This window comes from Dyadobacter sp. Leaf189, assembly GCF_001424405.1.
Lineage (GTDB): Bacteria > Bacteroidota > Bacteroidia > Cytophagales > Spirosomataceae > Dyadobacter.
Window position 1 is genome coordinate 89480 of the sequence record NZ_LMPS01000004.1, and the last position, 13211, is coordinate 102690.

Below are 13211 nucleotides of genomic sequence, written 5' to 3' on the forward strand. Positions count from 1 at the left end.
TCGCCGGTCCGGCACAGATATTGATAGCATGCAGCATCAGCAATGCTAACTTCAAACAACAAAAGAGATGTCAAAAACAGTAGTTGGAATATTCGAAATGGAAAGTGAAGCCCGGACTGCACAGCGCAATTTGCTGGCAAGCGGGTTTACAGACGCAGAAGTTGATATCAAGACCGCTTCCTACAAAACTGCCCCGGATGAATCACTGCCCGCCGAACCGGAAACAGACTGGCTCGACCGCCTCGGGCACTTCTTCCGCGACCTGTTCAATGGTGACCAGCATGAAACGGAGCGTTACACTCAAGCCGGAAAGCGCGGGACCATTGTAACCGTTCATGCGTCCGGTACCGAGCAGGCCGAGATCGCAGCGGCGATCCTGGATGAATCCGGTGCGCAGGACCTGCATGCAAGCGACAATACCGGGAAGCAGTATGAAGATCCGATCGTGAACCCACCCAGTGTTTCGGAGCACCTGGATAAAACTGCTGCTGCAACCAGCTGGGGAGCCGACATTGAGCGGCGCGAGGCAAGTGCGCGGGTAAGGAGCCGCATTGTTGAGCGGAAGGTGGAACAAAGTCTGCGCCTCCGCGAAGAGCGCGACAATTATGGCACAATGCCGGTGAACCACATTGGTACAACAAATTACGCTGCTACTCCCGACGAAAGAGGGTTTGAAACACCAACGACGACGCAGTTTCAGGGAACGAATAGCGACAACGATCTGGAGAACCAGGAGATCCTCAACAGAACAGTTGAAGAACGCGACGCGATGATCAATGACATTGTGCAGAATGAAACAAAGAAGCCGGACGGTTTTACTGAAAGACCTGCCTGAGTCAGCTTCTTATCTTACTGACAAACGGTGCCTGGCGGGTTAGTGAATAACCCGCCAGGCTACCAGGTGAGTTCAGCCACTTCTATGCCGGGGGAATTGCGTTTTTGAGCCGGTTAATCATCTTAATGGCGCGGTCTACACGCACCTGTACCGATTTGGCTCCAGATATGTAGTAAATAATGCCTCGCTGGTGACTTGGGAGTTGTTCGTAAAAAGCTTTTTTACCTTCCGGGTCCATTTCAAGCAGCTCGGCGAGTTCTTCCGGAATGTCGCGCCCAAATTCACTTTCATCTTTCCAAACCTTTGCAGACAGCTGCTGCCCGAGTTGCAGCTTGCCTTCCTGGCGGATAGGTGTACCAATGTTAATGTAAAAACCTCCCCCACCCTTGGGCCGGATCGCACATTGAAATTCAACCTGATTATTCAACAGGCATCTTACCCGGGCGGGCTTCCTTCCCTCAACGAACTGCAACGCAACTTCATCAGGTACGATCATATAAAATTCGCCTCCCTTTTTGGGAAGGCGATCAAGTACCGATTCAAAATGAACATAGTCAGGCATAACCTGTTGGATTGTTACTCTGTCAAAGGTTTTACCATAATATCCTTGTAGAAAACAATGCTCTTCGGATCATGGGCCTGCAAAGCAAAAGTGCCTGATTTAAGGAATTTGTTTTTCATGTCGCCCTGTCTTTTGTCAACATCGGTTTCCTCATAGTCAACCACAACCTTGTCGTTGATCTTAATGGTAATATGCTTGCCCTCCACTTTGATGTACTCTGTGTACCACTCGTCGTCTTTTACGTAAGTCTCTTTCACATCCACCACATTATACAAGCTGCCGGTGCGCTTATAGTCAGTATGCGACTGATTTACCTGCACCTCATACCCTTGAGAAGGCCAGCCGTCTTCCTGATAAGCAGTATGAATGAAAATACCTGAGTTGGAACCCGGCTTTGTTTTCACAGTTGCTTTGAACTCGAAGTTCTTGAACATGTGATTTTTTACGGGGCCTTCATAAAACAAATGCGCGCGCGGGCCTGCTACCTGAATGGTACCGTCGACGATGGTGAAAGAGCCGGCATTCGCGCCAACCTTCCAGCCGGTGAGGTCTTTTCCGTTGAAAAGTGAAATCCAGCCATCCTGGGCGTGTGCGGCCAAAGTTGTAAACAGACTTAAGAGAAGCGCCAATGCAAGCAGTTGTGTACCTTTTTTCATAAAATTATTCGTATAAAAAGTTGAATGCGTGAGATGAAATGATTTTGCAAAAAAGCACCATTACCAGAGGAAACTACTGAATCTAATTACAATCTCCTTTTTCCTGTTCTTTTCAATATATCAACATTTGAGCCTATCCGGGCACAATTTTTTGTCGGTCGCTTTTGAAAACTTACCCCACTGATAATTAATTAGTTGTAATTAAAATAGTTACTAAATTAATGTAGAACTAATGCTAAGCGAGGGAGACATCAAACGAGAGATAATCGAATTAATAAGGAAGCACCAAATGCAAGTGTCTGCCTACGATCATGATGCAGAAGAAAAAAAACAACGGCTTTCGCACCGTCACTTCAAGAGACTGGAAGCAATAGCCGACCAGGCGGGGTATATCAATAAGGCGCTGCTGGTCAGAAAGCAGCATTTACAAATGCAGCGTTACAAGGTTAGGTTACAGAAAAAACGTACTGAGTTGCTATTGCAGCAGGCAGTGGAACTGAAAACGCTTAAACTGAAATTAAAACGGGCGCAGCTTTATGGTTAACGGGCGCAATTGATAGCATAAAATCCTCATCGTCAGGCAAATACTATTTCTCAACAACAACGGACAGTGACTTCGCTGTTCCATTGTTGAATCTCAGATTAACAACATAACTGCCTTGCGGAACATCCGCAATCCCGAGTCCGCCTGCGATGTTGCCGGTCCTGACCAGAGGTTTGCCGTTCAAATCCATCAATGTGGCTTCTTTCAGGGTATTCTGTGTTATTCCATTAAAGTGAATTTTCCCGGAGGCAGGATTTGGGTAAATGAATGCGGTTGTATTCAGGCCAAATTGAAGATCCCTGATCTGGCTGTATGAAAATGATGCGTCCAGATCAACCATTTTCAGGCGGTACAAATTGATGCCGGGCAATGGATGCTGATCAACAAACTGGTAATTTGTATTCAGATTGGTGCCCGTTGCAGCAGCTAGTGTACCGATTTGCGCCCATTGTTTGCCATTCGTACTGCGCTCTATTTCAAAGTGGCTGCTATTTATCTCAGCGGAAGTAACCCAGTCCAGCACTGCCGATTGTTCGGCCGCCTTCACATGAAAGCTTGCAAGCGTAACAGGCAAAGATCCCTCTGCCACTACCCCGAGGGTGTAAACGCTGAAATTATCGGGTGTAAATTCTTCGCTAGTCGTTATAGAACCTGCTGTAAGTGAGCTGGTTCCACCCAAAACAGACTCATTATCAACGCTGGAAGGCACTTTGACCCACTTGCCAGCAGACCAGCCGACGATTGTCAGCTTGCTGAGTTCTTTGCCTGCCAGCAACGCATTGATTTCGCTGCCTGCATTCCAGGTCAAAGTAATCTTTGTGCTTGCCGAGCCGTCGATATCCCAGTATTCGCGGTTACTGACCGCGCTTGTGGCAGGATCGGTTATCAGGGTGTTGAAAGGTCCCTCATTGAACAGTTCACGTGTTTTATCTGAGCCCGGATCCTCCGGAAAATAGGCACCGGCTGTTCCTGGCGCGGCAGCCGCAAACGGGCGGAAAGAGCCATTGCCGCCGACCGGATATACAAACTCGCTTGTACCCAGCTTTTTAACATAACCATCTACAAAGTTATCCTCTCCCAGTACGCCGGTCTCCACGTCAGGCCCGAAGGTAACCAGTCCGATCTGAGTGCCTCTGTGCGTAGATATACCATTTCCGGTTTGTGCTGAAACATCCAACGTAAACAGCATGAGCGTACTCAGCACTAGCGGCGAAAAGAACTTGTATAGTTGTGTCATAATTAATTTGCAGTAGAGTAGAGTTTATATCCGATCGTATAAATTTTATTCTATCGCAAAGAAAGTATTTCTACATACGCCTGCAACTATTTAAGCGACAATTTCACACTAAATTCTTCGCCTTGGCGTGATTTGGTCGGTTTTTGGGAAGCTTTGATACCGTGAAGTCCTGGATTTTGTCCTGAATGGATAAATCAACGCATTCTTGTAGGGCAGTGAAAGCGGATGAATTGCAGGGTGGCACAACCAGTAGATACAGAGAGACAAAATAAGAAGTGAGAAATTAGACCACATTTATCACGGGGAGTGGCTGCTTGTTCCAAACTCCAATAAACAGCTGCAACTTCCGGTGACTTGTAGCGAGCGCAAAAAATAGTTAGGTCTGCCTGAAAGAACTATATAGTAAACTAAATCACCGAAGTATTTCGCATTACGTTAGACAACTATCTAAAACGCGAAAGCTTTTTGAATGTATCAAATATTATATGTAATCCTGACAAGTTTCAGATGCATTAGATTTGATTTTGTCAACGTTTTCATTTTTCCAAAAAGTGGTTTTAAATGTAGAATAAACGCCTTTAAAGCTTCAAAAAAGCAGATTTTATGTAACCCCACTTTTCATCAAACTGACCACATAATACACGGGGTATCGCCCCAAAATTGAAAATCTGGTTCCGCTTTCTACTAATTTAGATTTCGTAAACCAACCGACCTTCTGCAAGTTGATCGGTACTCTATCAAGCACACTCTCTTTAAATATCAATCATCATACAGCGAGGCAGGTAATATTTCCAGACTGTATGATACGCTGACACCTATAAACTTCCATTAATCATAAGAGTAGCCGATCAAAAGGGTATTCAATGTTACTGGTATGCCGTTTCAATCCTATCAGAAAACCGGAAGTTTAAATGACATTAATATAAATTGTAATGCACACTTCCATTATATATAATATCAAATAGTGGTTGCGTATGCACCATCAATCAGAGATACTTATTACGCTCGATTAATGAAATGCAAAAGAAATTGTAAGTAAATGCAATGCAAGCGAAAATCAGCTCGGCATTATAAATGAATTCCCATTATTAACTATTCATGATTGATTCGTAATGAGTAAAAAAGTATTTGATGTCCCTGTCCTGCTCATCACATTTAACAGGCCGGAAACAACTTGTCATGTTTTTGCACAAATCAGGAAGCTAAAACCTTCAAAACTTTACATATTCTCAGATGCGGCAAGAATAGAAAAGCCCGAAGAAAACGAATTGGTGGAAGCGTGCAGAAGCTTGTTCGACGATTCACAAATTAATTGGGATTGTCAGGTTGAAAAATGGTTTGCTGATACCAATATGGGGTGCGCAATGGGAGTATCATCAGCAATCAGCTGGGCGTTTGAAACAAATGAAAAGTTAATCATACTGGAAGACGACTGTTTACCGCATCCTTCTTTTTTCTCTTTCTGCAAAGTAATGCTGGATAAGTACCACAACAATGATCGTGTCATGCACGTGTCAGGTACCCGGTGGAACGGCGAATTTGCAATGGGCCAATCTGATCACTTTTTCAGTTTAATAGGACATATCTGGGGCTGGGCAACGTGGAAAAGGGCCTGGAATAAATATGATTTCTGGATGGAGAAACTTCCTGAAATGAAGAATCAGAGAAAAGTGCAGGCATTATTCGGCGACAGTAAAATTGCGCGCTATTGGTACGACAGATTTAACGAAGTGTATATCCAGGAAAAGAAGAGTACCTGGGATTATCAATGGCAATACACTCTTTTCCTGAACTATGGATTATCGGTGGTTCCTAATGTCAATCTGGTAAGTAATATCGGACTGGAAGGTGTTCATTCCAGCGGTGAAAAAACGGAAGATCATTTTTGCGAAACGTGGCCCTGGCAAAATACCGGCTCGCAGGTGCAGCTGGCGGTTAACACCCAATATGAGCGCCACCACGCCAAGAAAAGATTCATGAGAAAACCCCCGATGCGCATCCGCATCATGAACAGGGTCAAGAATATGTTGCATTTGAATGCGTGAGAGTAATAACAGTGTACTGCCTGTATAGTAAGGATTAATAAAAACAATTACCCTCTAACTTCCTGTGTACTAATGAAAATTGCGGTATTATTAACCACCTACAACAGAAAAGACAAGACACTCGGCTGCTTAAAGAGCCTTTATAGTCAGGACATTAACAATGATGTTGAGCTATCTACTTTCCTGACCGACGACTTGTCGTCTGACGGAACTGCGGAGGCTGTAAAACAATCGTTTCCGCAAGTTCAGCTATTGAAAGGAACAGGTACCTTGTTCTGGGCAGGTGGAATGAGAAAGTCATGGCGACGCGCGTCCGAGGGAAATTTCGACTATTACCTCCTGGTTAATGACGATACCATTTTATTTCCGGATGCGCTTGATACACTCTTGAAATGTGCTGAAACAACCCGGAAGAAATTCGGCGCAGCAGGCATTTGCATCGGCAGCACAATGGACGCTGTTTCTCAGAAGATATCTTATGGAGGAAAAAAACTCACATCTCATTTCTCTATAAAGAGCGTACAGGTATTCAGTTCAAAAGAAGCTGTGGAATGTGATCTCGGAAACGCAAATATCATGTTGGTACCTGCACAAGTTGTACAAAAAGTCGGGATATTATCCGATCATTTTACACATGGAATTGCTGATTACGATTATACATTAAAGGCAAAAAAAGCCGGCTTTTCAGTAGTTGTCGCACCAGGCGTTTTAGGTGAATGTACTGATGACCACGGTAATAACTGGCGCGGACAGAATACAACCCTTTCAGAAAGAATCAAGTATTTAATGAGCCCGAAAGGTTTGGCATACCACGAATATCTCGGTTTTATACGTGATCACTTCCCGGTATATTATCCTTTTGCATTTAGTAAGCTATGGCTAAAAACATTGTTTCCATTTATTTGGGAAAATTTAAAGGCCCGACCGAACTGATTTAATTTTTATTCTAATTATCCCGATAAAGTAACCCCTTTGATTCAAAAGATAACCCCACGAGATTCGGGTTTGACCACAAAAGAATAGATTTATAAATTACCAATGGTAACTTAGATTACGAAATCAGCACTCAACAGACCGATTCTAATTCACAACCCATTTGGGTCACACCTGATTTAAGCACACCAGTTAAGAATCTGCACGAAATAATTAACCAGCAGCTCACACTATTGAGGCTTCATTCGTTGAAATGAACTCCTCAATTATCAAAGCTCAATTACTTTGCCCGAAGCTCACGAAGCCCTCAAAATGGAGAAGAAAATACATGTTGTTTACCTTACCAATGTTCCCGCACCTTACCGGGAGAGAATGCATGAATTACTTGAACAGGAAAGTGCATTTTCATACACCGTGGTATATTGCGCACAGCTTGAACCAAACCGCTCATGGAAACTGGATTACGGAAAGTATGCAAGGTATTTTTTAAGTGAAGCATCTAAAACATTCAAGCATAATAACCCTTCCGTGTGGTCGCTGCTTAATGTAATCAGGCCGGATGTGATGATCATTACAGGGTTTAATCCTACAATGCTCTACGGCTTTATCTGGGCAATGCTTAAAGGATGTAAGTTCATCGTGTCCCTTGACGGGACTTACGATTCGGAGAAAGATTTCTCTATATTTCACAAATGGGTCAGAAAGCTCATTTTCCCTTTTACAAATGCATTTATAGGGCCTAGCCGCGGTTCTGCCAAGCTTTTTAGGAGTTACGGGATTAAGGACAGCGATATATTCAAGAGCACGCTCTGCATTGATAACAACAGATTTTCCTCTTCCCCCATTAAGGACCGGGAATTTGACATTATGTTTTCCGGTCAGCTGATCGAACGGAAAATGCCCGGCTTTTTTGCAGAGGTAGCCTGCCGGCTTAACAAGGTCTACCCTGGGATCAAGATACTGGTGGTAGGCGACGGGCCCCTTCGTAAACCGGTGTTGGATAAGCTCGATTCAGAGGGACTGGATTATGTTTTTACAGGATTTCTCGACCAGCATTCACTTGCTTCGTGTTACAGCAAGTCCAAATTATTCCTCTTCCCTACCCTGCAAGATCCCTGGGGAATTGTGGCGAATGAAGCTTGTGCGAGCGGCACGCCCGTAATCACCTGCGCTAATGCAGGCGCGGCGGATGATCTGGTTATCGATCAGCATACGGGGCTTATTCTTCCGTTGGACGAGGATGTTTGGGTTGAACAAATTGCGACACTATTGAATAATCCGGATCGGATCCAGCAATACGCCAATAATGCATTGTCACGTGTACGGATCTACAATCACAACCAGGCCGCGCAGGGAGTAATAGATGCGGTTATGCACACTGTTCCGAACACGTTTGCCGGAACTTACCATGAAATCTGATCAATATTTAACAGATCTAAACATCAATCAGAATACAAATTTTATGATTACGTATATAGGATTACGTTCGACCTCCACTTACATTCTATCGAAAATTAAAACTTTTAATAAAAACCTTTTCTACTGATCATCTATCTCAAACTCATCAAAAAATAGTTATGGTAAAAGTTGCATTGATTGGTGCCGGCAAGATGGGAATATCTCATCTATCCATCTTAGGGGCACATCCGAATGTTGAAGTTGTAGGGGTGAGTGATACCTCGAAAATGGTACTCGACGTTTTTGAAAAATATTCTTCCTTCCCTTGCTTTTCGAACTACGAAGAAATGCTTGCGAAGACGAACGCGGACGCGGTTTTTGTATCGGTGCCAACCAAGTTCCACGCTACCATGGTGCGCAAAGTACTTGAAAGCGGCAAGCATGTTTTCGCTGAAAAGCCCCTTTGTCTCACTGCAGAGGAAGGAAAATCGCTCGTTGCACTGGCAGCAGAAAAGGCGGTTGTTAACCAGGTAGGTTACCACAACAAGTTCATCGGGACATTCAGAGAAGTAAAAAGACTGCTGGACCTGGGCGTTCTCGGGGAAGTATATCACTTTACAGGTGAGTCTTACGGACCTGTTGTTATCCGCGAAAAACAGGACAACTGGCGCGCAGATCCGGCGGAAGGCGGTGGCTGTCTGATGGATTACGCTTCACACGTTATTGATCTGATCAATTACCTTTTAGGCAACATCACGAGTGTAAAAGGGACGATGCTGGAATCGATTTACTCCAAGAATGTAGAGGACGCCGTGTACTGTATTCTCGAAGTAAACTCGGGTGTGAATGGCGTGCTTTCGGTAAACTGGAGTGATGAGACTTACCGTAAAATGTCGACCTCTATTACAATTCAGGGAAAAAAAGGCAAGATCATCTGCGACGCCAACGAGTTGAAAGTATATTTCAAAACGAACGACTTCCCCGAAGGATATTCGAAAGGCTGGAATGTGAAGTACGTTACAGACCTGACCGACTCGGTCGATTTCTATTTGCGTGGAGAAGAGTACTCTTCACAGATCGACTATTTCATCAGCGCCATTGAGCGTCAGGTACCGAATGTGATCAACAACTTCAAAAGTGCCTGGTATACCGACAATGTTATTTCAATGATCAAAAGCAGCAATCTTAATTAATCATGGACAGAATCATCTTCGGAGATAATCAATTCTTCGCCGTTAACCATATTTCAGACGAAAAATCACGCGCGCAATCCATCAAGTTCAAAGAAGATCGTGCGATCATTAAAACGTTGGACATTGCCATTGAAAGCGGCATCAACACTTTCATGTGCACGACCCACGACCGCATAGAAAACATTTGCGACCATATCCGCAAAAACCCTTCGAAGTACCAGGATTTTAAGATTTACCCCTGCATGCCTTATGCACATAAGTATGCCAATGCGGTGACGGAAATGGGCTATGCGGGAACGTTAAAGCACTTTGTTCCGGGTAACTTTGTGGGCTCATTGTTCAAAGGCGGACTGGCCTTTTTGTCAAAGGATTACATCTCGATCATGGAGCTCCTCATCGACTCGGAAATGAAGATGTTCAAGGGTATCCAAACGCCGGTGATCTTTTTACAGAACGTAATCACGGACCTGCTGCTTGGTCTGGGAATGAACGATATCCTCGTCGCATTCCACCGCTACGTGAAGAAGAAGTACGGGGCAGAAGCAGGTTATATTACAATGAATATGCCGAAGCTTTTGTCTGTGTTAGAAGCAAATGGCATTACCAATCCTATCATTTGCAGCTCTATCAATAAAGTTGGTTTCCGTATGTCAGGCGGGAGAGAAGTTTATGAGGAAGTGCTCAGGACCAAAAAGGTAAGAGCGATGGCTATGCAGGTTTTGGCGGGAGGTGCGATACATCCCAAAGAAGCGATTGAATATGTATGCAGCCTGCCCAACATCGAATCCATCCTGTTTGGAGCCTCGTCAGCTGCTAACATAGAGCAGACAGTAGAGTTGATTAACGAGTACAGCCTGACCGGAGAGTCAATGGAAGTAATAGCCTGACGAGAGTCTTACCCGGGCCGCATTCTCAGGCCCGGGTGACATTTATTTAACCAAGCACCTATGAGATTGATATTGACACTAGCATTCGTATCCATATTGCTGAGCGGATGTAAAAAAGACAAAGAAGTTGTTGCCGATCCGAATTTCATCGAGTTCCGGGCAACTTATCACAACCCCAATGGAGTACCTTCTTTGAAGTTCCAATCAGAAGATCTTGGCTCCCGCTTGCAAATCGATCCCAACTTCGGCTTTACTCCGTCAACCAATTGCGAAAAATCGATGGCTTGTGTGAGCCTGTCGAATGTGCGCCTCGTAGAAAAAGGGATTTCTTATGAGATTTTGGCGGAGAACACCGAAACATTCGAGATCGTGAATGGGACACCGCTCAGGGATCTGGACAATAAACTTACTTCCAATCCGGTCAACACCTTGGACTATGTACTGGTGCTCGATATTGGTAAATCTCTTGGAGCTAATGAGGCTATTGTGAAGCAGCAGGCAAGCGACTTTATTGACCAGATTGCGGCTCACCAAAAGACCAAAAGCAGAGTCGGGCTGGTTGTATTTTCTGATGTGATCGAAACATTCAAGCTAAGCTCAGACTTTACTGCTGCGAAAGCTTTCATCCAAAGCAAGACCGGCGGAAACGAGACAAAGCTCTACCAGGCTGTTGATAAAGGCTTGTCGCTGCTTACAGATTCTGACGCCGAAGCAATGGCGCTGGTGACTTTCACAGACGGACTGAACAACTCCTGGACCGATGCCCAGCTTTATCAAAGCATTGACTATGTTAAAAACAGGCTCAGTGCACCCGTGAAAGGGAAAAGAGTATCCTCTTATACCATAGGCTTAAAAGGCCACCCGACGTACAGCCCCGACGAAAACGTGCTAAAAAACCTTACCCAGAATGGTGGAATATCATTAATAGGGAAAAATACCGGCGAACTGAACACCGCTTTCCAAAGAATTGCATCGTCTGTACTTAGCACCTATAACCTTACTTACAGCAGAAACACCAGCCAATTATCCGCACCGATCGAGTTGGTTTTCAAACTACAGTTTAAAAGCATCTGAGTTACGAAGTTTCCCTCCAGCCCTTAAATAATTAAATATGAAAAGTCGATTTATACTCACGTTCCCGAAATTGCCTGACCGGACCTTTCTGATGATGTTTTCCAATCATTTCAAGGTTGATCAACATGGAAGTCATGCTACCATCGATTATGCTGAAAGACGCAAATCAGAAGACTGGGAAGACTTTGTCAAACGCGTTTTTGACATCGCATTTTCACTCACGGTGATGCTGTGCGGAGTACCACTTTTCCTGCTCGTGATGATCATGGTCAAATGTTCCTCCCGGGGCCCTGTGTTCTTTCTTCAAACGCGTACCGGGCGCTGGGGTAAACCATTTCGCATTATCAAGTTCCGGACAATGTACACCGATTCTGCCAAGTACAATCTGACGCATTCACTGGGAAAGATGGACCCGAGAATCACGCCGATAGGAAAATTTCTGAGAAAAACTCGTCTGGACGAACTACCGCAATTCCTGAATGTACTGATCGGTGAAATGTCGGTAGTAGGCCCGAGACCCCTGCATCAGGTAGATGTGGACATGCTGATGGCGCAGGCAAGCCACGATTTCCAACGCCTGCTCACGCTCAGGCCGGGCATTACTTCCATTGGCCAGATCAAGGTGGGATATGCGACTAATGCAGCCGAAAACCTGAAACGGTTAAAATACGATATCATTTATCTGGATATCTACAGTCTCACAACAGATCTTTATCTGATCTGGCTTACTATCCAGGTTGTGTTAACAGGCAAGGGAAGATAAGCGCGTCAGGCAATTCCAGGAATCTATACAACACCTCGAAAGGACTATTTCGCTAGTATGACCTGAATATCAGTTTCCAGCATTTTTGTAACCACTGATTTCACAAAACTCACCACAACATTTGCAGGCACTCGCCACAAAAAAAATAGTTGCCTTGATTCAGTGTATAATTTCGACCTAAAATTAAATCTACTCAACGTATGCTCCTCTCCTTCGACACAACTACTATATACTTCACACTGCCAAAAGCATTTCGAAAATAGGCGCCGAAACTGCGAATCCTCCTACATGCCTAAAAATGATCAGATGAAAAATTTACAATCCTGGCTCGCTGCTGTATTGCTCATGCTATTTTTCGCATCGTGCAGCTCTTATAAAAATGTGCCTTACTTTAAAGATTTGAACCAGGCGCTGCCGTCGGTGGATACTGTTGCAAACTACACTTCTTTGACGGTTCAAACTGACGATATATTGGGGATCAATGTGACCAGTCTTAATCCCGAAGCTTCCGTTATTTTCAATTACAATCTGGGACGGGTAAACGGTAACAATTTTGATAATTCAAATGGCAATCCTGTTTTGGGTTATCTGGTTGATAAGGACGGAAATATCCAGCTTCCATTGATCGGATCCTTTAAAGTAGCAGGTTTGACTACGGCTCAGGTAAGGGAAAATATGACGAAGAGATTGACCACTTATTTAAGAGAACCTGTGGTCAATATCCGCCTTCTGAATTTCAGGATATCTGTGCTGGGTGATGTACTTCGCCCCGACAATTACAATGTCCAAAAGGAACGGATTACCGTAATAGAAGCGATCAGTATGGCAGGAGATTTGAACATTACTGCCAACAGAACAAACATTGTGCTCATTCGCGAGCGGGATGGAAAAAGAGAATATTATCCCATTGATCTTACATCAAAAAAGGTATTCGACCAACCCTTTTATTACCTCAAAAACAACGATATCATTTACGTAAAACCCGAGCGAACAAAGTTTGCTGCTGTTGACCGGAGCTACCGAACTGCGAGCCTGGTGTTATCAGCACTTTCTATTATCGCTATCGTTATTACTCAGCTTTAAA

At 44.3% G+C, this 13211-nt stretch carries 13 protein-coding genes; 10 read left to right on the plus strand and 3 right to left on the minus strand.

Annotated elements, in window-relative coordinates; genetic code table 11:
• Positions 1-67 precede the first annotated feature (67 nt).
• A complete protein-coding gene (locus ASG33_RS09725; protein ID WP_056283712.1) occupies positions 68-835 on the plus strand; it encodes a hypothetical protein in 768 nt (255 codons plus the stop codon).
• 82 nt (positions 836-917) lie between these two features.
• On the opposite strand, the gene ASG33_RS09730 is transcribed toward ASG33_RS09725, so the two are convergent.
• The gene (locus ASG33_RS09730) at positions 918-1397 is read right to left on the minus strand and encodes a YdeI/OmpD-associated family protein (protein ID WP_056283715.1); all 480 of its coding nucleotides are present in this window, start codon (positions 1395-1397) and stop codon (positions 918-920) included.
• Positions 1398-1411: 14 nt separating this feature from the next.
• A complete protein-coding gene (locus tag ASG33_RS09735) occupies positions 1412-2053 on the minus strand; it encodes a DUF1080 domain-containing protein (RefSeq protein ID WP_056283719.1) in 642 nt (213 codons plus the stop codon).
• A gap of 289 nt (positions 2054-2342) precedes the next feature.
• On the opposite strand from ASG33_RS09735, the gene ASG33_RS09740 reads away from it, so the two are divergent.
• Complete coding sequence (locus ASG33_RS09740) at positions 2343-2597, plus strand: hypothetical protein (RefSeq protein WP_157474682.1); 255 nt, start codon at positions 2343-2345, stop codon at positions 2595-2597.
• A gap of 43 nt (positions 2598-2640) precedes the next feature.
• Here ASG33_RS09740 and ASG33_RS09745 read toward each other — a convergent pair whose 3' ends face one another.
• Positions 2641-3834, minus strand: a complete 1194-nt coding sequence (locus tag ASG33_RS09745) for a T9SS type A sorting domain-containing protein (RefSeq protein ID WP_082489168.1) — start codon at positions 3832-3834, stop codon at positions 2641-2643.
• A 1112-nt stretch (positions 3835-4946) separates the two neighbouring features.
• Here ASG33_RS09745 and ASG33_RS09750 point away from each other — a divergent pair.
• The 8 genes from ASG33_RS09750 (at position 4947) to ASG33_RS09785 (ending at position 13210) form a co-directional block, all read left to right on the plus strand.
• Entirely contained in the window at positions 4947-5879 is a 933-nt protein-coding gene (locus tag ASG33_RS09750) for a hypothetical protein (protein ID WP_056283729.1), read from the plus strand.
• Positions 5880-5951: 72 nt separating this feature from the next.
• Positions 5952-6812, plus strand: coding sequence for a glycosyltransferase family 2 protein (locus ASG33_RS09755; RefSeq protein WP_056283731.1), 861 nt, complete (start codon positions 5952-5954; stop codon positions 6810-6812).
• 312 nt (positions 6813-7124) lie between these two features.
• On the plus strand, positions 7125-8231 hold the full coding sequence (locus ASG33_RS09760) for a glycosyltransferase family 4 protein (RefSeq protein WP_056283734.1): 1107 nt from the start codon (positions 7125-7127) through the stop codon (positions 8229-8231).
• A gap of 158 nt (positions 8232-8389) precedes the next feature.
• Complete coding sequence (locus tag ASG33_RS09765; protein WP_056283736.1) at positions 8390-9403, plus strand: Gfo/Idh/MocA family protein; 1014 nt, start codon at positions 8390-8392, stop codon at positions 9401-9403.
• A 2-nt stretch (positions 9404-9405) separates the two neighbouring features.
• The gene (locus ASG33_RS09770) at positions 9406-10290 is read left to right on the plus strand and encodes a hypothetical protein (protein WP_056283738.1); all 885 of its coding nucleotides are present in this window, start codon (positions 9406-9408) and stop codon (positions 10288-10290) included.
• Positions 10291-10350: 60 nt separating this feature from the next.
• A complete protein-coding gene (locus ASG33_RS09775; protein ID WP_056283741.1) occupies positions 10351-11364 on the plus strand; it encodes a VWA domain-containing protein in 1014 nt (337 codons plus the stop codon).
• Positions 11365-11401: 37 nt separating this feature from the next.
• A complete protein-coding gene (locus ASG33_RS09780; RefSeq protein WP_082489169.1) occupies positions 11402-12127 on the plus strand; it encodes a sugar transferase in 726 nt (241 codons plus the stop codon).
• A 306-nt stretch (positions 12128-12433) separates the two neighbouring features.
• A complete protein-coding gene (locus ASG33_RS09785) occupies positions 12434-13210 on the plus strand; it encodes a polysaccharide biosynthesis/export family protein (protein ID WP_056286311.1) in 777 nt (258 codons plus the stop codon).
• Position 13211: the final 1 nt, after the last annotated feature.